General features: G+C 64.5%; 17 protein-coding genes. 7 read left to right on the forward strand and 10 right to left on the reverse strand.

Annotated elements, in window-relative coordinates; genetic code table 11:
• The 6 genes from AC1DGI_RS07540 to AC1DGI_RS07565 all read left to right on the forward strand — a co-directional run bounded on the left by AC1DGI_RS07540 (window position 1) and on the right by AC1DGI_RS07565 (window position 4,446).
• Window positions 1–498: a DUF2505 domain-containing protein gene (locus AC1DGI_RS07540; RefSeq protein ID WP_441403430.1), complete on the forward strand. Its 498-nt coding sequence runs from the start codon at window positions 1–3 to the stop codon at window positions 496–498.
• 3 nt (window positions 499–501) lie between these two features.
• Window positions 502–723, forward strand: coding sequence for an SCO4848 family membrane protein (locus tag AC1DGI_RS07545; RefSeq protein WP_441403431.1), 222 nt, complete (start codon window positions 502–504; stop codon window positions 721–723).
• Window positions 724–884: 161 nt separating this feature from the next.
• Window positions 885–1,328, forward strand: a complete 444-nt coding sequence (locus tag AC1DGI_RS07550) for a VanZ family protein (protein WP_476898333.1) — start codon at window positions 885–887, stop codon at window positions 1,326–1,328.
• 27 nt (window positions 1,329–1,355) lie between these two features.
• Complete coding sequence (locus AC1DGI_RS07555; RefSeq protein ID WP_476898334.1) at window positions 1,356–2,669, forward strand: UDP-glucose dehydrogenase family protein; 1,314 nt, start codon at window positions 1,356–1,358, stop codon at window positions 2,667–2,669.
• Between the two features lie 149 nt (window positions 2,670–2,818).
• A complete protein-coding gene (locus tag AC1DGI_RS07560) occupies window positions 2,819–2,950 on the forward strand; it encodes a hypothetical protein (RefSeq protein ID WP_441402877.1) in 132 nt (43 codons plus the stop codon).
• Window positions 2,951–3,369: 419 nt separating this feature from the next.
• Entirely contained in the window at window positions 3,370–4,446 is a 1,077-nt protein-coding gene (locus tag AC1DGI_RS07565) for a hypothetical protein (RefSeq protein WP_476898335.1), read from the forward strand.
• A 5-nt stretch (window positions 4,447–4,451) separates the two neighbouring features.
• Here AC1DGI_RS07565 and AC1DGI_RS07570 read toward each other — a convergent pair whose 3' ends face one another.
• The 3 genes from AC1DGI_RS07570 to AC1DGI_RS07580 all read right to left on the reverse strand — a co-directional run bounded on the left by AC1DGI_RS07570 (window position 4,452) and on the right by AC1DGI_RS07580 (window position 9,283).
• Window positions 4,452–5,885, reverse strand: coding sequence for a glycosyltransferase family 2 protein (locus AC1DGI_RS07570; protein ID WP_476898336.1), 1,434 nt, complete (start codon window positions 5,883–5,885; stop codon window positions 4,452–4,454).
• Complete coding sequence (locus AC1DGI_RS07575) at window positions 5,882–7,768, reverse strand: polysaccharide deacetylase family protein (RefSeq protein ID WP_476898337.1); 1,887 nt, start codon at window positions 7,766–7,768, stop codon at window positions 5,882–5,884. The genes AC1DGI_RS07570 and AC1DGI_RS07575 overlap by 4 nt, the downstream gene beginning before the upstream one ends.
• A 75-nt stretch (window positions 7,769–7,843) precedes the next feature.
• Window positions 7,844–9,283, reverse strand: a complete 1,440-nt coding sequence (locus AC1DGI_RS07580; protein ID WP_476898338.1) for a polysaccharide deacetylase family protein — start codon at window positions 9,281–9,283, stop codon at window positions 7,844–7,846.
• Between the two features lie 668 nt (window positions 9,284–9,951).
• On the opposite strand from AC1DGI_RS07580, the gene AC1DGI_RS07585 reads away from it, so the two are divergent.
• A complete protein-coding gene (locus tag AC1DGI_RS07585; protein ID WP_441401519.1) occupies window positions 9,952–10,962 on the forward strand; it encodes a chitinase in 1,011 nt (336 codons plus the stop codon).
• A gap of 22 nt (window positions 10,963–10,984) precedes the next feature.
• Here the strand turns inward: AC1DGI_RS07585 and AC1DGI_RS07590 are convergent, their stop codons facing one another.
• From AC1DGI_RS07590 to AC1DGI_RS07620, 7 genes are all read right to left on the reverse strand, one after another.
• Window positions 10,985–11,605: a hypothetical protein gene (locus tag AC1DGI_RS07590; protein ID WP_441401520.1), complete on the reverse strand. Its 621-nt coding sequence runs from the start codon at window positions 11,603–11,605 to the stop codon at window positions 10,985–10,987.
• 435 nt (window positions 11,606–12,040) lie between these two features.
• Window positions 12,041–13,048, reverse strand: coding sequence for a dTDP-glucose 4,6-dehydratase (locus tag AC1DGI_RS07595; RefSeq protein ID WP_441401522.1), 1,008 nt, complete (start codon window positions 13,046–13,048; stop codon window positions 12,041–12,043).
• Between the two features lie 39 nt (window positions 13,049–13,087).
• Complete coding sequence (locus AC1DGI_RS07600; RefSeq protein ID WP_476898339.1) at window positions 13,088–14,509, reverse strand: nucleotide sugar dehydrogenase; 1,422 nt, start codon at window positions 14,507–14,509, stop codon at window positions 13,088–13,090.
• A 653-nt stretch (window positions 14,510–15,162) separates the two neighbouring features.
• On the reverse strand, window positions 15,163–15,645 hold the full coding sequence (sufU, locus tag AC1DGI_RS07605) for a Fe-S cluster assembly sulfur transfer protein SufU (protein WP_476898340.1): 483 nt from the start codon (window positions 15,643–15,645) through the stop codon (window positions 15,163–15,165).
• Between the two features lie 12 nt (window positions 15,646–15,657).
• Window positions 15,658–16,971, reverse strand: a complete 1,314-nt coding sequence (locus AC1DGI_RS07610; RefSeq protein WP_441401387.1) for a SufS family cysteine desulfurase — start codon at window positions 16,969–16,971, stop codon at window positions 15,658–15,660.
• 682 nt (window positions 16,972–17,653) lie between these two features.
• Window positions 17,654–20,320 (reverse strand): LuxR C-terminal-related transcriptional regulator, encoded by a 2,667-nt coding sequence (locus tag AC1DGI_RS07615; RefSeq protein ID WP_441401389.1) that lies wholly within the window; start codon window positions 20,318–20,320, stop codon window positions 17,654–17,656.
• Between the two features lie 60 nt (window positions 20,321–20,380).
• The gene (locus AC1DGI_RS07620; RefSeq protein ID WP_476898341.1) at window positions 20,381–23,113 is read right to left on the reverse strand and encodes a helix-turn-helix transcriptional regulator; all 2,733 of its coding nucleotides are present in this window, start codon (window positions 23,111–23,113) and stop codon (window positions 20,381–20,383) included.
• Between the last annotated feature and the right edge of the window lie 76 nt (window positions 23,114–23,189).

The raw sequence follows: 23,189 nt of genomic DNA on the forward strand, positions 1-23,189 counted from the left end.
ATGGCCCTGAGTGCATCCACCACCCTTCCGCACAACGTTGCGAGCGTTACGGCAGTTTTCGTCAACGAGGACTTCCTGCGCCACACCAGCGAACTCGTCGGCGGAACCCTTGAATCCTTTGCGGTCGACGGCGACACCGCCGGCGCGTTCAACACCACGACCGTGCGCACCATCCCCACGACGCGGATGCCCGAGCTGGCCCGCAAGTTCGTCGGCGAGAGCCTGAAGGTGACGCAGCTGGAAAGCTGGAGCGCCCCGGAACCCGACGGTTCGCGGCAGAGCAATATCTCCCTGAAGGTCGCCGGTGCCCCGCTCGACGTCAAAGCTGTGCAGCGCCTCGTCGCCGAGGGCGGCAGCACCCGGATCGAGTTGGAGGGGACCGTGACGTCGTCCGTGCCGCTGCTGGGCGGGAAGATCGCCGATGCGGCTGAGCCGATGGTCGGCAAGGCCCTCAACATCCAGTCCACCCAGGCCCAGGCCTGGCTCGAGAGCCACTAGCCGATGCAGCTACCCGCCGCCGTGGCCGTCATCCTGATCGTGGCCGGCGTCTGGTCCCTGGTCGTCTGGCCGCAGTTCCTGCGCCGGGTCATGAAGGACCCACGGGCGCGCGACGCCGGAGGCAAAGCCACCCGCTTCCTCACGGTCCACGTCGTGCTCGTGAGCATTTCGATGCTGCTCGGCGCCGCGACGGCCGTCATCGGGATCACAGGCCTGTTCGGCTGAGCCCGGCACACCCCGTTACGCCCCGGGACGCGGCTGCCGGATCACTCCGGCGGCCGCGTCCGCTGTTTTGCCGTCGGTTAGGCGCCCCTTCGGGCATCTGCCGCGGGAGCCTTTGGGGCTAGAATCGGGCAAATACCCGGCCCGGATGAGGGGGAAGCGCTTTGCGGAACCATCGCGTCGCCATGCTGGGACTCCTGGCCTACGCCGCGGGGCTGGCGACGGTGGCCTTGTGGCCGCAGCCCGTGGACCGCCCAATCGCAGGGCTACTGGGGAGTGCGCTGCAGGGGCTGCACCGCCGGGGCGTCCCCGACTGGGTGAACTACGGCTTCATAGAGTCCGCGGCGAACGTGCTGCTCTTCATCCCGCTGGGCGCCCTTGTGGCCTGGGTTGTCGGAAGGGGCTGCTGGTGGGTTGGCGGGGTCGCCGGGCTGCTGGCGTCGAGCGCCATTGAACTCACCCAGTTCCTTTTCCTGCCCGCCCGTTACGCTACGCTCGCCGACGTGCTGGCGAACACCGTGGGGGCCACGCTTGGCGCTTTTTTGGCCCTGCTCCTGATGTTATGTCTCGGGTCTGTCCGAAACCGGGCACCAGCACGTACTCTGTGATCACACCATCAGGGGGAGGATCTCGGCATGCGGATCTCGGTTATCGGTTGCGGCTACTTGGGCGCTGTTCACGCGGCGTGCATGGCCAAGCTGGGTCATGACGTGGTCGGCATCGACCTCGACCAAAGCAAGATAGACCGGTTGTCCCAGGGACGGGCCCCGTTCTATGAACCCGTGCTCGACGAGCTCCTCTCCGAAGTCGAGGCATCCGGCCGGCTGCGGTTCACCACCGAAATGTCCGCCGCCCGCGGCTCCGAGGTTCACTTCATCTGCGTCGGCACCCCGCAAAAACGGGGGGAAAACGCAGCGGACTTGCGCTTCGTGAACGCGGCCGTGGACGGGCTGGGCGCCCACGTCGCTCCCGGTGACGTCATCGCCGGAAAATCCACGGTGCCGGTAGGGACCGCCGCCCGGCTTGCCGAGCTGCTCGCGGAGAAGGAGCCCGGTGCCACGCTGGTCTGGAATCCGGAGTTCCTGCGCGAAGGCCACGCCGTCACTGACACCTTGAACCCGGACAGGTTCGTCTACGGTCTCCCGGACGGCAGTGAAGACCACCCCGCCGTCGCGGTTCTGGACCAGGTTTACGCGACGCCGCTCGCCAGCGGGACACCGCGGCTGATCACGGACTACGCCACGGCAGAACTCGTCAAGACCGCCGCGAATTCGTTTCTCGCCACCAAGATCTCGTTCATCAACGCAATGGCCGAGGTCTGCGAGGCGACCGGCGGCGACGTGACCAAGCTGGCGGACGCAATTGGCCTCGACGACCGGATCGGCCGGAAATTCCTCAATGCCGGTATCGGTTTCGGCGGAGGGTGCCTGCCCAAAGACATTCGCGCGTTCATGGCCCGTGCCGGCGAGCTGGGAGCGGATCAGGCCTTGACCTTTCTGCGCGAGGTGGACGCGATCAACATGCGGCGCCGGACCCGCGTCGTGGAGCTCACCCGGGAGCTGTGCGGCGGCTCCCTGATGGGGCAGCGGATTGCCGTGTTAGGGGCGGCCTTCAAACCCGAGAGCGACGACGTCCGGGACTCGCCGGCCCTGAGCGCTGCGGCCCAGCTGCAGCTCCAGGGCGCAGTGGTGACGGTGACCGACCCGCAGGCCCTGGCCAATGCTGCCAAGCGTTTCCCGGAACTCCCGCTGGAGCCGGATTTGGAAGCCACCCTGCGCAAGGCCGACGCTGTGTTGCTGCTGACGGAGTGGCGACAATACCGCGAGTTGGACCCGCACGATACCTTGGCCCTGGTGTCGGCGCCCCGTATCCTCGACGGGCGGAACGTGCTGGACCCGGTCAAATGGCGCGCGGCCGGCTGGACCTATAAGGGGCTCGGACGCCCCTGAACTACGGGGTGGCCGCATCCGCCCAGCCTGCAATCGCGGGTTTGTGCTGGCAGCCCGAGTAGGTGGCAGGACCAAATAAGTGGCAGCGGCCAGTTTTTGGAGTGAAGGGCACGCTGTTATTCGGAGTCCCGCCGTCGTTGAATCGACTTATGAATATGAACGGAATGGAGCGGGTGTGGCACGGCAGCCACCGCAAGGCCGTTGGGCGGAATTGGTCCATGTATTCAGCGCTGATCCTGCTGGTCCTGATGTCCTGGGTGGTCCTTGCCTATCCGCGTTAGCCTCGACAATTCTTGACATCCTCATTTACAACCCCGGTCGAAAATCTTTCGACCGGGGTTTACTTTGTTTTCAGCCCGACGGCGCGCCGACACTGGCGCGCACCGGCCGCGGCGGCGTGGTGCACCCCAGCAAAGTGACAATAATCACGGCAAAGCGGAGGAACTGTTCCGGCGTGGCAAACGAGAGCGGGGCCTCATGTATGGTTGAGCCTGCACGAATAGGTCTCAGCGTGCCATGATGCTCAACTGGCCGCTCCGGGGGGAGCTGGCCGGCGTCGCTGACCGGGCTTCAACCGCCCCAAATACCAGCAACAGACCGTGGGCAACTCGCACCGGTCTCATCATGGCCGAACGTCAGCACGCCGTCACTGGCTCAGTGCTGTCTTTTCCCATGTCCTCAACAGAATATGCACCCACCAATGAAACAACTGAGTAAAATCCGCATAGCAGCGCTTGTCCTCCTAATCGGCGGACTCACCACCGGTTGCGCAGCCTCGTCGACCCCGGAGGCGGCGGGCCAGTCCCCCAGCACTTCGGCCGCGGCACAGTCGCCGGCGCCGTCGTCCTCTGCCGCTTCGGCAACGCCGCCCCAGTCAGATCCGACCAAAACGGCAGCGGCTACAAGCACCGTCGCCCCGCCGACTGCGGCTGCGACTCCGGCCAAAGCAGCGGCTCCGGCTCCCGCCAAGGCTGCGAAGCCGGCCCCGGTCGCCCCGGCTGGCGGCACCGCCACGAGCGTCTACCCCACGCACACGAACGTCATCAGCACGACCTTCTGGGTGGGCGAGATCTTCAACGCCAGCCTGGCCGACGGATCCCAGGTCTGCTCCACCTACAGCAGCCAGTGGGCCTTCCAGCACACCGGGGTCAATCTCGGCACCACCCCTGCATCCGCTTCCGGTTGCCCGGGAAGCATCTACGGCGGCTGCGACGGCGTGAGTTCCGGTACCGGAACGAATTTCACTTGCTCGACCGAAGCCCGCGACGCCTCCAACGGGTATTTCCCCAAGAACCAGCCCCAGCCCAAGGAGAACCCCTTCTACTTGGATCTGCCTTACGACGACGTCAACGACACCGTTGCCTTTCAGCAACGCTGCAGCGTCATCCCCTGGGCGGCTTCGGACAACGCCGCCACCGGCGTCGACCACTGTAAGGACCCCAACTACAGCTACATGAAGAACCGCTGGGTCAAGCTCTCCGGACCGAACGGAAACGTTTGCTACGGCCAGATCCAGGACGCCGGCCCATCCAGCGGCACCGCTTACCACGATGCCGGGTACGTCTTCGGTTCCCAGAACCTCCGTCCGGCCAACGCTGACTTCTCGACCGATGCTACCCAGGGTGCCGGCATGGACGTCTCCCCCGCACTGAACGGCTGCCTCGGGTTCGCCGAGCTGAACGGCAGCGGCGACCACGTCTCCTGGTCCTTCGTCGACCGCGCCAACGTTCCGGCCGGACCGTGGCTCAAGGTGCAGACGACTTCCGGCGTCAGCTAGCCGCTCTAGCGTGCGCCGGGCGCAGCCGAGCTTTCGAGCGGTTCCCCGCTTGAGGGCCGATTCTGCGCCCGGCGAACGGGACTGATCCAGACCCCTGAAGAGTGCGTCGAGAACGCCCTTGGCAGGACCATTAAACAAATTCCTGCGTCGAGAATCCGCATGAGCGGAAAAAACGGAGCCAACAACAGGATGAAGGGCCGCCGAAGGGACACGGCCGCGATGATCGTCAGCAACAGATCAGGGAGGAATACGCCGAGGAGGACATCCTGGGGGCGAAGCAAGCCCGCCACTGCGATCAATTCCGGGGAGGTATTGCCCGTCTGAAGCTCTACCGCCGCCAGAACCGAGAGCAACAAGACGGGCACAAGTAGGACAAAGAAGAGGCAGCTCAGGATCAGCTCGACGATGTAGACCGCGAGCGCGAGCCAAAACTTGCCGGCCTGGACCCGATGCCGACGGACGGTCTGCCAAAACCCGAGACTCCAACGCCGGACTTGCCTGATGTAGTCACGGAGCGTATCCGGGTCCTGCGTGTACGCTACCGCCGCGGCGGGATGGAATGCTACCCTGCCCAGCTTCTTGGCATGGAGCTCGAAGGTCATGTTGAAGTCCTCGATGACCAGCCCGGGAGCCAGCACGTCAATCTTCTCGAGCGCCGACGTCCGATACATGCTGGCAAAGCCTGGCACGATCGATACGACGTTCGCCCCCTTCGCGGCCTGCCCGTACTTCAGCAGGAGTTGCACCACAATATACAGCCGCTCCCGATACGCCACGAGGAAACTGCCCAATGGGCTCGGCGAGGTCGGGTTCATGATGGATCTGGCTCGGCCCGCGACGGCAGCCACCGTCGGGTCGGAGAACATCGGAAGTCCCGTATCGAGGTAGTCCGGGGCGGGACGGGTGTCCGCGTCCAGCAGCATCACCACTTCGAAGTTCTTACACAACTCGAAGTGGGCGATGCCGGCGGCCAGAGCCCCCGCCTTACCCCGGTTTGGGGTCAGCTCAAGCACCTTCACCCCTGCTTTGCGGGCGATTTCGGCAGTGTCGTCGGAGGACATGTCCGAGATGACGTGGATGTTCTCCAGGGGAACCAAAGCGGCAGCGGTCCGGATCGTCTCACTGATCACGAGTGCTTCGTTGTGGGCCGCAATCAGGACCGCAACATCCGCCGGTAGCACCGGCGTGGCTTTGGCCCTGCGCCGCCCATGAATCCGGCGGATTCTGCTCGCGCCGTCCCGTGTCGGTAGGGACGGGAAGCGTCTGGTACCGGAGGCGAACCCATCGCGCGCCAGCCAACGCCGCCGCCCGGTAAAGCCGAGTTCCGCCCGGCCGGCCCGGTAGTGGTCGTATTCTTCCCCGACAGCCCTCGTCAAGCCGACCAGCGTCCAGAAAATCGTTGTGATACCCAGGACCAGAATCATGTAGAAGATAATCACAGCACCGGCGCTCCTACCGTGTCGTACATCGCGTAATCGTCAGTCGTGAGCGTGCCGTTTCCGAACAGGTTTAGACCGAAGCTGATCGCCGTCGCACCAGCCGGCAGGACGGGCGTTGTGAAACTAGCATGCACATAGCTTCCGGAAGCAGCCAACCAAGGACTGGAGGTCCAATAGACCCACGTCCCCGCTGAGTTGCGGTAGTAAGCGGTGAATTGGGTAACCGCCGTGGAGTTGTACCAGGCCCTGAGCGAGTAGGTATGTCCGGCAATAGCCGGCGGGGCGCAGGAACCGCTGTCCAAGGTCTGAAGCAGCTTCGCATCTCCGCTGCTGTAGCCGGTAACCGTCAGGCGCACCGCGGCTGCGCCGGTGTGAGCTGCCGTCACAGTGCTCAACGCGGCGGTGTTGGTGCCATAGCCCGCAGCCTGCCAGCACTGGGGAGTGCTCCCGCCGGCGGTCTCTAGGCTCGCATTCTGCACGAGGTTCGTACCGGCCGGCGGCGGCGTGGGCGCCGGAGCGTTGGCTGTGTCAATCATTTCGTAATCGTCGGTAATCAGCGTTCCATTGCTGAACAAATTCAGGCCGAAGCTGATCCCGCTCGCACCGCTGGGCAACGCCGGCGTCGTCCAGCTTGCCTTTTGAAACGTGGTCGCGGGGGCGAACCATGGACTTGAGGTCCAATAGACCCACGAGCCCACACCGGACCGATAGTAAAGGGCGAACTGCGTGCTTGCCGTCGACTTGTACCAGGCGCCGAGGTTATAGGTGTGCCCTGCCGTCGCCGAGGGTGAGCACCCGCCCAGATCCAGTGCGGGAAGGAACTTGGCGTCACCGTTCGCGTAGCCGGTCACCACTAGACGTTCAGCAACGCTTCCCGTGTGGCCGGGACTGACCACGCTGAAGGCTGCGGTGTTCGTTCCATAACCACCTGACTGCCAGCACTGCGGTGCCCCGCTGACGAGCGTTTCGAGGCTGGGATTCTTCACTAGGTTCCCGCTCGTCGCCTGTGGCGGCACCGCGGGCCCGGAGACGAGAGGCTTCACGGTGCCACCGATAACTTGGTCCACCGTTTTCACCGACGTCGTGGCTGGTCGTGCCTTCAGCCACGTGGCGAACTGGGCCAGCAAAGTGGGGGTGATGTTCAGGGGATCCGTGCTGCTGGCCGCCACATGGTGAAAGGTCAACTGCACCCATCCTCCACCAGGTTCGGCCTGGGTTACCGACTTTTGAAGGTCAGCCAAGGTCCACGAGGAATCCTCTTCATCAGGCGCGGCCGTGTTGTAAAGATTTCCGGGCGGGATTGTCTCCGCGAGGGGGCAACCGGGACAACTGAACCGTGTTCGGATATCGCCTAACCCGCGGGCGCTGTTGTATCCGCACTTCTTTACGATGGCCTCGGTAGTCGCATTTTCCGCGGCGAAGGGATAGGCGAAATTAGTGATCCGAAATCCCCAATTCGTGAGGTTGACACGGTCATTGCAGATCTGACGTGTTGCCTCATCGGACGTCAGCGTCGTCAAATCCGGGTGCGTGACAGTGTGCCCGGCGATTTCGTGGCCGGCGGCGGCCAGGCCCTGGAGGTTCGCGAGGGTCATGTAGTTGGGCGTGCCGACAGCACCGGAGGGGATGAAGAAAGTCCCCTTCAAACCGTTGTTGTTGAGGATCTGCGCCGCGTTCAGCTGGTCAGCGTTCCCGTCGTCGAACGTCAACGTCACCACGGTGGGTGCCGCGGCCACGGCGGCCGGGACACCGGCCGCCAGCCCGGCCACGGTCAAGATGAAGACCCCCACCGCCGTGACGCCTTTTGACCAGAAGCCGGTCGGCCGCCAGCGTCCACCAGTTCGTTCGGATGACATCCTTCGTCCGGTCTCGTTCATGAGCATTACTCGCTTCCATACATTGCGGCCGGGAACGCGCTGGCGTGCACACGGGCGGGCGTGATTCAGGGCGGGCGTGATTCAGGGCGTGCCGGCATCCAACATTTCGTAATCGTCGGTAGCAAGCTCGCCATTGCTGAACAGGTTCAGGCCAAAGCTGAGCCCGACGGCGTCCGCGGGCACGGCGGGGGTTGTCCACCGGGCCTCTTGGTAACCCGGGGTGGGGGTAAACCAAGGGCTGGCCGTCCAGTAAGTCCAGATGCCGGCCTTATTGCGATAGTAAAGTTCGAACTGCGTGGGTCCTGTGGAGGTGTACCACGCACTGATTGCGTAGGCGTGTCCAGCCACGACGCTGGGTGAGCATTCGCCGAGGTCGAGGGTGGGCAGCAGCTTGGCATCGCCGGACTTGTAGCCGCTGACGTCCAGGCGACGGGCTATGGTGCCGCTGTGGCCCGGGCTAAGGCTGCTCAGAACGTAGTCGTTTTCGCCGTAGGAGGCAGTTTGCCAACATTGCGGCAGTCCGTATTTCCCGGGCGCCTCCAGTCCGGGATTCTTCAGCGCGTTGACGCCCGGCGGCGCGGGAGGGGCTGAAGGGCCCGGGACGGCCGGCTTCACGGCGCCTCCGATGACCTCATGCACCGTCCGGACAGCCGTTGACCGGGCCTCGTTCCGCGGCGCCAGCCAGTCCGTGAACTCCTTAAAGAGCTGCGGGGTGATGGAGCGCGGCGCTCCGCTTTCGTCAATGTCGTAAAAGACCAACTGCAGCCAGCCGCCACGCTCCTCCGCGGCTGTCACCAGTTGTTGCAGGTTTGCGAGGTTCCAGGTGTTGCCGATTTCAACTACTGAACGGGTCCGGAACGGGTCGGTGGGCCGAACCGTTTCCGCAACGTCGCAGTTTGCGCAGCCGAACGGGCTCCGAATATCACCGCTGCTCCGCGCGCTGTTATATCCACAACTGGCCACTTGGCTTTCCGCGGCCGGTGTGACGGCGCCGAAGGGGTAGGCAAAGGAGGAGACCTTAAAGCCCAAGTCTGCCAGATTACTGCGGTCGGAACAGACTTGCCTGGCAGCCTCATCGCCAGTGACGACGCTCAGATCTGCGAGCGTCACGGTGTGGCCCCCGACTTCGTTTCCGTCGGCCACCAACGTGTGGAGATCGTCGACACCCAAATACCCAGGTTCCTGCAGGAAACCGGAGTTGACGAAAAAGGTGCCGCGCATGCCCGCCTTCTTGAGCGTCGCCGCGGCCACCATTTGGCTCGACCGGCCACTGTCGAAGGTGAAGCTCACGGTCGTCAATGCCGGCCGGGTGTCGACCGCAGGACCCGCTGAGGCCTCGCTGGGGGCCGGCGATGAAGTTTGGCCTTTGGGCGCGAGGAGTGCGGGAACGGTCAGGCCAACAAGCGCGAGTAGCGACGAGACGACCCAGACGGCCTTGACGTCGAACTTCCGTCCGGGAGCGCCGGCGCGCGGCAGGCCAGCCCCCTTTGGCGCGTTCTTGCTTCCCGAATTGTTCGTCATGTCAGATGCCCCTCTCATCGTGCTGACCGGTCCGCGCTGCTATTCGGGTATCGTCCGTTCAACGGCGAGCGAGCGTATACCGGTCCTGGGAGCGGTGACCTGCCGCGGGAACTGGGCTCTTGGACACCCTGGCCGCCACTCACTTGAGCGCCTCTGCCGCCTGCGCCGCCGGGGGTTGCCGTCCAACAGCGTGCCCGCCGGAACTCGACGCCTGGCGCGGGCCCGGTCCTGAGTACCCGTACCATATTGAGACCAGTTTCATCCCCCAATCCCCTGCAACCGACATCCACAGCGTAAAGAGCGCATATCTTCAGGGCACGAGTGGCCCCTACCCGTCTTTGGTCTTGGCATGCTCCGAATACTCTGTACCTCGTATAGGTAATGGGAGTTTGAGTACTCGCCCGGCACCCCAGCCACGTGCACACGACCTAGGTGGATGCGCCCCTCGAGAATTTAGGCGCAGCGGGGCCCCGTTGGGAGTTGGGCGTGATGAAATGGTGATGTCATGGCAGGGTGGCACAGGACAGAAGGGTCGAATGACAGCGCACAGCGACCCAGACCGGGCCGCGGGCCCGCTGACACCTCCGCATGGGGGGCGTCGGGTCCGACGTCGGCTGTGGTGGAACTGGAAGCCGCCCCACCGGCGCCGTTTCATCGGCGCCTCATTGGTGCTGGTGCTGGCAGCGGCGGTTGTTTTGGTGTCTAGGTACGGCGCAGACCGGGACGTCACGAAGCCCGCCTGGTTCGCGGGTTACGCCGACGTGACCGTTACTCCGGCCTACGCCTTCGAAACGGCCGACCCCAAAGACGTCATTATGGCGTTCATCGTCGCCTCGCCGGAAGACTCCTGTGCTCCCAGCTGGGGAACTCTCTACAGCCTGGATACTGCTGCTCAGATACTGAAGCTCGACGACCGGATAAAGTCACTGAAATCACGTGGAGGCCAAGTATCGATTTCGTTCGGGGGTGCGTTGAACCTCGAACTCGCGAATTCCTGCCGGGACGAGTCGGCCCTCAAGTCGGCTTACCGGCAGGTCGTGGGGCGCTATGACCCGGTCGCCCTGGACTTCGACATCGAGGGCGACAACCTGCTGGACGCGGCCGCCGGCGAGCGCAGGGCAAGAGTCACGCGGGAGTTGCAGCTGGAGCGCGGATCAACCGGCAAAAAGCTCGATGTCTGGCTGACGCTCCCAGCGTCGCCCCGGGGCCTCACCGATGCAGGCATTAGCGCCGTCGACCAGATGCTCGCCGCCGGGGTTGACCTCACCGGCGTAAACGTCATGACAATGAACTACGGCGAAAGCCGTCCAGCGTCACAGAGCATGCTCGAGGCCTCGACGGCCGCAGCCACAGCCGTCCATGACCAGCTGAGTATCGTGTATCAGCGGGCGGGAATTAACCTCAGCGGTGATGAACTATGGGGAAAGCTGGGCCTCACGCCGATGATCGGCCAGAACGATCTCGCCGGTGAGGTGTTCGACCTTGCTTCCACTCAGAAACTTCGGGACTTTGCGCTTGGGAAGGGGGTCCAGCGCCTATCGATGTGGTCGCTGAACCGGGACCTCCAATGCCCTGATGGGGCGGGCCCGGAGACAGCCAGCCATGTCTGCAGCGGAGTCAGTCAGGAAGCCGGGCAATTCGCCAAGATCCTGGGGGGCGGCTTGAAGGGGCGGATGTGATAGAGCGCCCCTCGCCGGCTGCCTACTGGACCGGGGTCTGGGTCTCCACTTTCAGCCACGGGCCGGCTGGCACATCCTTGCGGTCCACGAATTGCCAGTCCACCTTGTCATCCTCCCCGTTGAGTTCCTTGAAGCCCAGGCAACCGTTGAGCGCTGGGGAAACGTCCATCCCTGCCCCGTTGAAGTTCTTGTTCTTTGGTCGGGCGTCGTTCTGCCCGAAGACGTACTCCTTGTCCTCGTACTGGCCCGGTCCGGCATCCTCGATCTGGCCGAAGCATTCCTTGCCGTTCATGCGGATCTTGACCCAGCGGTTTTTCATGTAACTGACCCGCGGGTTGCTGGTCTCGCTTGCCAAAGATAGGTCTTTCGCCCACGGGATGACGGCCGCTCGTTCCCGGAAAGCGGACGCATTGTTGATGTCGTCATAGGGCAGGTCCAAATAGAATGGATTTTCCCGGGGTGTCATGGCGCTGGGGAAGTAGTCGTTGGCGCTGGTCCTGGCTTCCGTCTCACAACCGTTCTTCAGCACGCCGTCGCACCCCCCGTAGCTTTGCATCCACAGGCTGTCGTACGTGGACGTCACCTGGCTGCCATCTTCGGCGTTGGGGTCGAAAATTTCACCCACCCAAAAGGTGGTCGCCACGATTCCCGTGTGCCACGGGTATCCCTGCTGCGCCGTTGGGCTCGTGGGACTCGGAGCCGGCTGGGGGCCCGAGCAGGACGCCACCAAGAGGCCGACAAGGCCCATCACGACAACTTGTTTGGGGATTGAAACCATGTGTCGCTGCACTCTTTGCTTCATTGTGTCCCGCCCAGACTTTCGATCACCAATGGATAGCTTTTGAAACGTAAGACGGCCGCACGTCCGGAAAGCAGCTCCGATGCACGGCCGTCCGCCCTTAACCCGCTTAACTTTGCTGTGCCGGATCAGAATAGCTTGGGACAGTCCTGGTTGGGGGCAGATTAGGGCAAACATTGCACGGCCGAACCGGAGGCTGGCGTTTGTGACGGCATAGCGACGCCATCGAGACCCCCAACTAGGGCGCGACGCCTGTTTGCGGCGCCTGCACAGAAACAGCTAGTTGATGGCCATGGTCACTTTCCACTGGACGGGGTCCCCCGTCTTGGGCGGGCGTTGTTCTGCGGCGACGTTCTTGATGATCTCGTCGAGCGTCGTTTTCGGGTCGAATCCGACCAACTGCCGGGCCTTGCTGTTGTCCGGGACCCGTCGGCGCATGTCCTCGTACCCTTCGGCGTATGCCTGCTCGTAGGGGACGAGACTGATGTCACTCTTGCTGCCTAGAAGCTCCACGATCCGTTCGGCAAGTGTGAGGATCGAGATCTCGTAACTTCCCCCGAGGTTGTAGGCGTTGCCGTAGGCCGAGGATTCGGCCGAGATCCTGGTGATCGCGGGCACAATGTCCCCCACGTAGGAGAAGCAGCGGGTCTGCTTCCCGTCGCCATAGACCGTTAGGGGCTGACCGGTGAGGGCCTGCTTCACGAGGCGCGGCACCACCATGCCATAGCGGCCCGTCTGCCGCGGCCCCACCGTGTTGAAGAGCCTGACGATTGCGACCCGCAGTCCAAACTCCCGCCAGTAGGCGTGTGCGAAAGCCTCGTCGATGCCCTTCGCCGCGGCGTAGGTCCACCGCGATTTCAGCGCGGAGCCGAGAATACGGTCGGCTTCCTCACTCAGGCTGTCCGAGGCGTTCTTTCCATAGATCTCGCTGGTTGAGGCCAGCAGGAGCGACGCGCCGGCTTCGAGAACAGAGTCCAGGACAACCTCGGTCCCATGAATGTTCGTCCGGAGGCTCTCCAAGGGATGTTCGACGATCAGGTTCACCCCAACGGCCGCTGCGAGGTGGAAGACGCGGTCGGACCCGGAGACCACCTTGTCCACCGCTGACTTATCGAGGATGTCTCCCTCGACGAAATGAAATTTACGGTGTCCGATGACGCTGCGCAGATTCTCCAGGCGACCGGTGGAGAGATTATCGAGCACGGTTACCTCGTCCCCCGCGGCCAACAGGTGTTCGACAAGGTGACTTCCGATGAAGCCGGCTCCCCCAGTGATTGTGGTCTTCATTGCTCCTACTTTCCTAATCTGACCTTCGCGGCAATCGGATCACAACCGCGTCACGTTGGCATCGTTGGGAAGCCGGTAGGTCGTGTCCAGCACGGCCGGGACACTGGCGAGCCAACCAGTATCCATGGCCGAATGCTTCGTGTGCATGATCACCAGATCGGCTTCCCAAAGTGTCGGTTCCGCGAGCGATTGAAGCCGGCCCCCATGCCCGTCGGGCGCGGTCGGGCACCACTGGTCGTGGTAGGCCACCTCGGCGCCGTCTGCGATCAGCTCGGCGATGATTTCCAGCGCGGGCGATTCCCGCAGGTCTTCGACATCCGGCTTGTAGGCCACGCCAAGTATGAGGATCCTCGCGCCAGTGAGGCCGTGGTTGCGTTCGGAGAGGATCTTGCGCGCCTTTTCTACCACCTGGTGCGGCCTGCCCGCGATGCCTGCCATCGCTTGTTCAATAACAGGCGCGGTGACGCGTGCCTTCCGCAGTTGCCAGAGGAGGTAGTGCGGGTCGCACGGGATGCAGTGGCCCCCGACGCCGGGTCCGGGAGTGAAGGGCATGAATCCGTAGGGCTTTGTTGAGGCGGCATCGATGACGTCCATGACCTCCATGCCAAGTCCCTGGCAGATATCAGCGAACTCGTTGGCCAGCGCGATGTTCACGGCCCGAAAGGTGTTTTCCACGAGTTTGGTCATTTCCGCCACGTCCGCCGACGGGACTTTGTGGACCAGCTTGGTGCTCACGCTCAGCAGCGCCGCAGCGGCGTCGCCGCAGGCCTGGGTCACCCCGCCGACAACCCTGGGGACATCTTCGTGCGAAAAGGCGTCTACCCCCGGGTTGATGCGTTCGGGCGAGAACGCCACGAATATGTCCCGTCCCGGGATCAAGCCCTTGGCTGCCAACGGCGCGGCAAGGAGGTCCCGGGTGGACCCGACGTAGGTCGTCGAGGTCAGCATCAAGAGTTGGCCGGGGACGGCAAATTCGACCACGGAGGCGCATGCTGCCCGGAGAATTCCGAGGTCAGGAACGAGGTATGGATCCACGGGAGTGGGAACGCAGACAACGACCGCGGCGGCACGCGCCAGCAACGACAGATCCGTGCTGATCATGAAGGCTGGGTCACTAAGTGCGGAGTCCAACCGGACTTTGTCAGAGTCGAGCAGGTCCGCCTCTTGGGAGCGGATGACGGCCAACCGCGCCTCGGAGACGTCGAGCCCGAGAACACGCCGGCCGGAAGCATTGATAGCCAGCGCTGTGGGGAGTCCAACATAGCCGAGGCCGACGATGGCCACGTCGAAGCTGAAGGGCTGCGCACCATCCGCCGGTTCGTTGAATGGCACTGTGGTGATGGCCTGCACGGGGGCCGCGGCCCGCGGGAGCTCCTCCGGCCATTGAGAGTCCGCGTCGGTCAGCGGAGCGACTTCCGGCGCCTTGGTTCGGCGATTCTTCGTTTTGGTGTTCGGCGTCATGATTCTTCGACCTTCCGGTTTTCGTGCTGTCCCATTGACTTTCTGTGCCGGAGAAAAGGCCGACGACGGAGTGGTCTGGGTTCCACGGCTACTTCCCAACTCGTCACCGGTTCAGATCTGGATGGCTTTTCCCGATCGAATGGAAGGCGTCTGACGTCGGAGGAACGGGGGACATGGATTTGCGGCCCCCGATGCCGAGAGTCAGGTGCATTTTGCATTGTCCGGGATTCCAGTTCGTCCCCGTTTTTTCTATGCCCCAACATGATTCAGAGTAGGAACCAGGCGCTACTTCAGGCACGAGTGGGGCCTACCCGTCTTTATCGCGGGGCGCCACAGAAGCGGCAGTCGAATACCCGTTTCGACACCGCCCCACCACTCGCTTGGCTACTCGGCAACGGGGTGGACGAAAGGGGCAGACAGCGTAGCCGAGCTTGTGTTTCAGGGTCCGCGGCCATGGGAGGTGGGCGTGTTGAGACCGCAGACGGGCAGGGAATCGCCGCGAGATGACGGTCCGTTAAAGCTCAGGAACACAGGTGCAGCGTTAGCCGCCGGCAGACGTCAACGGGATGTGTCACAACGCCACGCGGGTTCCAGCGGAAAGCCGGCGTGACGTCCGGCCGGTTCAGCACACTACGGAGTTGGCACCCTCTGGGTCAGCGCGCTGCGGGCATATCGCCAGGGCTACCGGCCGAGGCCTGGCCGAGGGCGTCCTCGGCTGCGACCCAGGAGAGCATGGCGCACTTTACCCGGGCGGCGTATCTGGACACGCCTTCGAAGGCGGCTGCATCGCCGAGGATTTCCGGATCGGCCGGGACCTTCCCGCGGGAGCGCAGCACCTCCCGGAAGCTGTCGATCACACGCTGCAGTTCCTCCGGTTCCAGGCCTTCGGCCAGGTCCGTCAGCACGGAGGCGGACGCCATCGAGATGGAACAGCCATCGCCGTCCCAGCGCAGTTCGCTGACCTTTCCGCCGGCCACCGAGACCCGCAGGGTGATCTCGTCGCCGCAGACGGGGTTAAGCTGGTGCGACTGGCCGCTGCTGGCCCCCGCCGGCACCGCGGCAGCGGACAGGCCGCTGCCGTGCCGCGCCTTGGAATGTTCCAGGATGATCTGTTGGTACAGCTGGTCAAGACTCATGCAGTGCCGTCCTCAAGCTTGGAAGTAGCCGCGGACACCAGCCACGGCGTCGAGGAACGCGTCGACGTCGTCGGTGGTGTTGTACAGGTAGGTGCTGGCACGGGTGCTTGCTGTGAGCCCGAGCCGGCGGTGCAACGGCTGAGCGCAGTGGTGGCCCACGCGGACGGCGATGCCACGGCTGTCGAGGAACTGCCCGACGTCGTGGGCGTGCACCCCTGCGACGTCGAACGCGGCCAAGCCGATCCGTTCCCGGCCGGCCGCGGGGCCAAGCACGCGGACGCCCGGGATGGCCTCCAGCCCTTCCACGAGCCGCCGGCCCAATTCGCTTTCCCACGCGTGGATCCGCGACAGGCCCGTTTCGCTCAGATAGTTGGCGGCCGCGGCCAGCGCCACTGCCTGCGAGATTTTCTGGGTGCCGGCCTCGAAGCGCTGCGGGCTGGGCAGGAAGGCAGCGCGTTCCATGGTGACGGTGGTGATCATCGATCCGCCGGTCAGGAAGGGCGGCATGGCGTTCAGCAGCTCCGAGCGACCGTACAGGCCGCCGATCCCTGTGGGGCCGAGCATTTTGTGCCCCGAGAAGACGGCGAAGTCCACGTCCAGGTCCTTGACGTCCAAGGCCAGGTGCGGGGCGGACTGGCAGGCGTCCAGCACCACAAGGGCACCGGCCGCCCGGGCGAGCGATACCAGCGCAGACACCGGGTTAATGCTGCCTAGGACGTTGGAGGCGTGGGTGAAGGCCAGCACGCGGGTGCGGCCGCCGATCAGCCGGGCAGCGGCGTCGAGATCCAGGGCTCCGGCGTCGTCCACCGGAATGAACTTCAGCGTTGCGCCGGTCCGTTCGGCCAACTGCTGCCAAGGAATCAAGTTGGCGTGGTGCTCCATCTCCGTGACCACGATTTCGTCGCCGGCGGCGAGCGCGAAGCGGGCGGATTCGGCCGGGGCGCCGGGCAGGGAAGCGTTCAGGAAGGAGTAGCTAATCAGGTTCAGGCCCTCGGTGGCGTTGGAGGTCCAGACCAGCTCGTCCTGATCCGCACCAATGAAGGCGGCCACCGTCTCTCGCGCGTCTTCAAACGCTTCGGTGGCCTCGACCGCCAGGTAGTGCGCGCCTCGGTGCACGGCAGAGTTCCGCTGCTCGTAGAACTCTTGTTCCGCTTCCAGGACGCTGAGCGGGTTTTGCGACGTGGCGCCTGAATCCAGATAGATGAGCGGGTGCCCGTTGACGGACCGGTTCAGGATCGGGAAATCATTGCGGATCCGCATGACCTCCTCGTTGCCCAGCGCCGTGGCAGAGCGGAGGAGATGGGCTGGCGTGGCAACCATAGACAAGACTCCTGGATCGGCTTTCGCTGCGGCGCAAGCGGCTTACCCAGAGGATAGGCAGGCGCTATTACGTCACGCAGATTAGACCTAATTATTCCACGTTCCCGCGAGGCTGCTGAGCAGCGCCAGCGGAGCTGGCAAAAGCGAGCGCGGCCGCCCCCAGCCGGAGGTCCTATATCGGCTGCAGGGACGCCTCCGTTGGTGGCATGGAGTAAGAAAACGCCCCGTCTGCGGACCGAGCGTCCGAAGGCGGGGCGTTAATAGTTCGCGATGATCGATGCGGTTTTCGTGCACCGCACCTCTTCCGGTTCCACGTCTTTCAGTGGTGCAGACCGTTTAAGGGAGCCGGCGGCGGCTGGGGGGAGAGCCTCGGTCTCAGAAGGCTCTGACGCCGCCGGCTCCGTCTTCGGGGTACGGCTGCCGGCAAGGGCACCGTACGATTCCAATGAAGGAGTTCGGATATGAAGGGTGAGACGTTTTCGGAACTGGCTTAAGTCAATCGCGGCCTCCCAAGCTGCACACGAGTAGGGATTACCCGACTTCTCCTGCGGTCTTCGTTATCCCACTACTTAGGCATACTCCCGCACGGCCGTCTTGTCACGCAGTAGTTACCCAATGGGCACGCGTGAACGCCCAGAACCCGGTGATTGGCGCCGGCCCCACAGGGGGCAGCCAGCCGGCATGGACATCAGGCGGGCGGCAGATCGCGTTGGACGTCCACGAGCTCGGCACGGCGGCTCACACCGAGTTTCCCGAAAATCCGGTAGAGATGCCCCTCCACAGTCCGTTGGGAAACGGTCAGCCGGGCGGCAATCTCCGCGTTCGAAGCGCCGCCCGCGACCAGCTTCAGAATTTCGGACTCCCGGGATGTGAGGTCGGCGTAGTGTTCACCGCGGACGATGTTCATGTTGCCGGACATGCCGGCCGCGACCATCCGGTGGTGAACTTTTCGTTGGACGGCGGTGAGCTTCCACTTGTCCGAATCGCCTTCCAACAAATGCGCGGCCTGCTGCCCGGCCTCGAGCGAAAGCAGGAGATATCCGGCGCTCATCGCTTGGTCGCTGAGCGCCATCAGTTCGGCGGAGTCAGAGGCGGCGACGGCGAGAGCGTAGGCCCGCAACAGTCGAGCCTCCGGACCCTCAACGGCATCGCTGCTGGCAGCCAGGGCCCTCGCGGCCGCTGCGTCCCCGCCGCGCAGGGCGAGCCGGCGAATGTCGGTTTCTACAGCTGTGAGTCCCTGCCGTTGCGCCTCTGTCGCGAGCCGGTTGAGCTCGCTCATGTCCTCGTCTCTGCCACTCCTGTTGTCGCTTCCGTTGCCATTGCCACAGGCAATTTCAGCGGCCGTGCAATAGCCCTCAGCAAGGAGCCTGAGGGTCTCCGGCTCCCGGTAGACAGCGCCTCGGAAGGCGGTTGCCTGTTCCTTCGCCTCGTCGGTGCGTCCGAGGGCGGCCGCGGCATAGGCTGTGACGGAGTGGGCAAAGGCAAGCAGTTCCCAAGGATCGACCACGAGGAGTTCCTCTACCCCGAGCAGCAACTCGGCCAGACTTTCCGGGATCCGCCCCTGCCGTAGCCGGGAGTAGCCACGCATCACATGCAGCAGTCCCCCGCTGTACAGCAGCCGAGAAGGCAGGCCGGCGGTGTAGTCATCGAGCACCGAAGCGAGCTCTTCCCACTCCCCTGCCCGGATCAGGTTCAGACAGTGTCGTGCCAGCACGTCTTCGTAGACCAGGGGAAGTCCGAGGTCGGCGCTCTGGACCCCGCGCCAGGCCTCCCGATCGATGCCCAGCCCCGCCAGGACACGGCCTCGGGCAGAAACCAGCCCGGCAAGGCGGGAAGCCGCCGGAATCCGGATCTCTGGGTTTCCCTCGGTGGCGGCGACAAGCTCTTGGAGCCGCACCTCGAGCTCCGCGACCCCTCCGTCCCAGCCGTGCAGCAGGAGACCGGTGGCGAGGCCAACGCTCGGCGCTGCCCAAGGGCGCTGTGCCGTACCGCCCGGTCCGGCCCCTGCTGCGCCGGCCTCAAGCGGCAGTTCGGCGGCCGCCGGCGGTTTTCCAAGCCGGGCGTAGAGGAGGGCAGCGAGATAGGATACACGCCCGTAACGGAGCGGCTGAGCGGACTCAAGGTGGCCTGCCGAAACCTCGTTCAGGCCGAGGACATAGCTTGTGTAGGCCAGCTGGATTCGCGCTTCGGACAGGAAGACATCCTCGCGAACGGCTCCCGCGGCACGGAGCGCCGTCGCGGTATCAAAGGCGATGTTGGCCGCCGCAGCACCCCGGATCAGGTCCGGGGACGCGAGGGCAGCGCCGGAATCAAGTGACCATCGCAATTGGTTCAGAAATGCCTCCGGGAGCGCCGTGCCTGTCCACGGAAGTGCCATGAGATCGGCTCGGAGGCTGGCGCTTCTGGCAGCAGGGACGCGGCCCCGGATGATTTCGCCGATGAGCGGGCTGGCTGGCCTGACGATGCGGTCGAGGCCGCGTGAGACCGTGATGATCCCTGCACTCTCAAGGGCGTCGACAGCCCGTGGACTGCTGAACCGGAGAACTTGGCCCAGCGACAGCGGGCCGGCCAGGGCCACGATGTCGGCAGCGGTCTTCTCCTCCGGGGACATGGAGCGTACCTGGTGGTCCACCAGGTCCGCGGCCGGGATCCCACCAAGATCCGGCGGCGCCAGCAGAAACCATGTTCCGCGGCGCTGCCCGATTGATCCGGTCGTCCGTGCGTGGTCGATCAGGGACAGCAGCATGAACGGGTTGCCCTCAGTCAGCTTGGCAAACAGCTCGCTGACCCACGGTGACACATCAGCCTGCAGCGCTTGTTCGCAGAGCTGGTGCACCTCGGCCCGGCTCAGGGGTCCCAGGTCGAACTTTGCGATGATGCCGTCGTCCCACAATGCCAGGAACTCTTCGGGGATCAGCGGCCCGGGCCGGCAAGTGGTGAGCAGCCGAGCCGCGCCGGTGGCGACCGCCTCCGCAACCAACTGGATGGTCCCGCGGTCGAGACTCTGAGCGTCGTCAATCACGAACAGCGTGAGGGCCGGTTCGGATCTCAACTTGGCGGTCACGGCCCCGAGCACAGCCGCATAGGAGTCGAGTTCGTGTGCCGGAAGCCCTGCCAGATACGGTGCCAGCGCACCGAACGGGACGGCCGCGAGAGCCGGGGTGGCGGCGAGCCTGACCACCATCCCGTGCGGCTGCAGATCGGCTAGGACCGCCTTGACGACTGCCGTCTTCCCGGACCCTGAACCGCCGACAATCAGGGCCCCGGCCCGACCGGCGTCGCGAAGGCAGTGGACCACGTCCCTGACGACGCCGGACCGGCCGATGAGGGCTACGGTATCAGTCAGGCCTTCCACTCGGGGCCACTCTCGACGTCGTCGACCGCAACCGGGGCACCCGCACCGGCCCTGGGCAGGTCAACCGATGCGGGCGCTGGCCGCCGGACTCGAGATGACATCTTTGAGCTCCGATCGGCTCGCGACATGGAGTTTTGCGTACACCTGGTACAGGTGCCCCTCCACCGTGCGGACGGAGACGTGCATCTGTTCGGCGATCTTGCGGTTGGATGCCCCTGCTGCCGCCCGGACAGCCACTTCGCATTCCCTGGCCGTGAGCGTCGAGGTGGTCAACGAATGCAGTCCGTTCTTGGGGCTCCCGAACCTGTCATCGAGGGACTGTTCCGCACGCTGCGAAATGCGCAACGCTATTCGGTTCCCGGCCTCGTTGGCGCAATAGACCGCCCGCCGGGCAACGTCGCGGGCGAAAACGGCATTGCCGGCGGCGTCAGCGTCCTTGGCAACAGCCAGCAGCTGCTCGCTGCCGAATTCCTTCACTCCATCGGCCAGGCGCAGGCACAGCAGGGCGAACTGTCCGGTTACCTGTCCGGCGATGCCGGACAGCTTCTGGCACAGCTGCCGATCCCCCAGCCTGGCCGCCGCAGAGAGGAAGAGCAGTCCGGTAGAAAGGGCGCCGTCGTCGGCGTCACTGTCCGCTTCGGCGACCAAGGTTCGGATCGCAGAAGCCCGCTGACCAAGTTCGGCAAGCGAGCAGAGCTCAAAGTAACGCGCCAATCGACGCACCAGCCAGGAGCCCTGGCGTCGCGGCTGCGTCACGTCAGAGAGCAACTGGGTGGCTGTTTCCTCGTCGCCGGCCAGCGCGGTCGCGTAGGCACAGGCCGCCGTGGCCAGACCGGACAATGCATCCGGGTCCTGCACCCGGAGCTGCCACATCCCGGCCTCAAGCCACGGGATAGCGCCGTTCAAGTGCCCGTTGTGGAGATCGATGACGCCCTGGCCGATTTCATACATCCCGCCAAGGCGCGCCTGCGGCTCATCGGTGGCGGATGTTGCCGAAAGGAAGGACGCCGCCTCCCGGAACTTAGCTGACAGCAGCATCAGGAGCAGGAACCGGCCGCGGATCTCTCGGATCGTGCGGTCGGCCAAAGGAACGGACTCCGCTGCTGCGATGACCTGCTTGCCCAGTGCCACTGCTGCCAGGACATCGCCGCTGACGGCCATGGCTTCGCAGAGCAGGCTCGCGGTGTGGATCCCGGTCTCGGACGCCAGCCCGGGGACATGATCGGCCAGTGCCAGGACGTCACTGTAGCGGCCCTCGAAGGCGGCCAGTTTGCACTCGGCGAGAAGCAGCTCACCGCGCGCTGCTTCGAGCGCGGCTGTGTCTTCCGTGGTCGCCTCCGCGAGACGGTCGCGTACCAGGTCCAGCCGGGCTCGCGCCGCTGCTGAGGTGCCGGGACCGCGCTGGTCCAGCTCCACCTGCAGTAGTTGCAGGGCCACCCACTCGCCCAGTGGCAGGTCTTCGCCGCTAGTGGCTTCCAGCTTGTTCAGCACCCGCCTGGCGGACTCGTCGTTGTTGACCGCGATGTGAGCCTGCACTGATTCGATGGCCACGCCGGCGGCCGCCCCGAAGGCGTCGATTTCGTGGACAAATCTCAGCGCCGAGGTCGGGTCGGACGCGTTGTTGGCCAGTCGGGCGGCGGTGAGCGCTGTTGCGGTGCTGACTTGTTCCCCGCAGTCCAGGGCCCAGGCCACGTCGGCAGACCCGGCGGGTTCGGACTGCTCGGTGTCGGCCAATACGGCGGTGAGACGACGCCGGAGTTCCGCACTGCGTCCCGGGGGGACAACCCCCGCGACGATCGTAGCGGTCACCGGGTTGGCCACACTGACCATCGGGGGGTGGTTGTGGCTGACCTGGATGAGGCCCCGCTCCTGGAGGTTGTCCATGTCTTGTGGGTTGAAGATTGCCATGAGCGTCTGGAGCGGCACGGCGCCAGCGAGCGCCAGGAGCTCGAACACGTCGCGCTGACCTGGGCTGAGCCTGTTCAGCCGTGCCTTGATGACGTCGCGAACTTCGCCGGTCAGAGCGATGGGACGCCCGTTGAGGACCCAGGCCTCCCCCTGCCGCACGATCGTGCCGAGTTTGATCTGTTCGCGTGCCAGGGAATGGAGGAACAGCGCGTTTCCGCCGCTTGCACTCCAGAGCGCCCGGGCCGCGGTGTGCGAGAACTGTCCGCCGTATTCCTGGTTGAGCGTGGCGGCCGTCTCGGCGAAGTCGAACGGCTCCAGGTCTACTCGGCGGAGCAGATCATCCTTCCACAGACCCATGATGTCCCCGCCGACGTGGGGCAGATCCACGCAGGCGGCCAGCAGGGTCACATGACCCCCGGCACTGAGCTGGGCGACCATCATGCAGGACAGGTCGTCCAGGTCGTGGGCGTTGTCCACGAAGATGATGATGGGGCGTCCCTGGGCCTTCGTGTGGAGCAGTTGCGTGAGTCCGCGGAGCACCATCAGCGGGTGCTCCAGATGCGAGGAATCAAGGTCATTGAGGAGGACGCTCAGGGCGCCGTACGGAAGTTTCGACGAAATGGAACTGCCTCGGACCTGGACGACCAGGTAGTCCTCGCCTAGTTGCTCGAGGGCGCGCTGGGCGATGAACGACTTGCCGGCGCCGTGTTCGCCGACGAGCACGACGCCGCAGCCGGAGCCGGACGTCATTGTGCCAATGACGTCAGAGACGACCTGCTGCCGGGTGAATTGTTTTTCCTGCCGCCCCTTCGATGGCTGTTGCGCGAGTGCAATCGTGTCTGTTTTGCCGCTGCCCGCAGGCACGCCGGCTTCTTGCTGAAACATGGGAGAGACCTTCGCAATCAATGTTTAACCAGTGATAAATCCACAGTATGGACTAGCCGTTGCGAAGACATCCGTA

The sequence above is a fragment of the Arthrobacter sp. 05N428_2 genome (genome assembly GCF_056397065.1).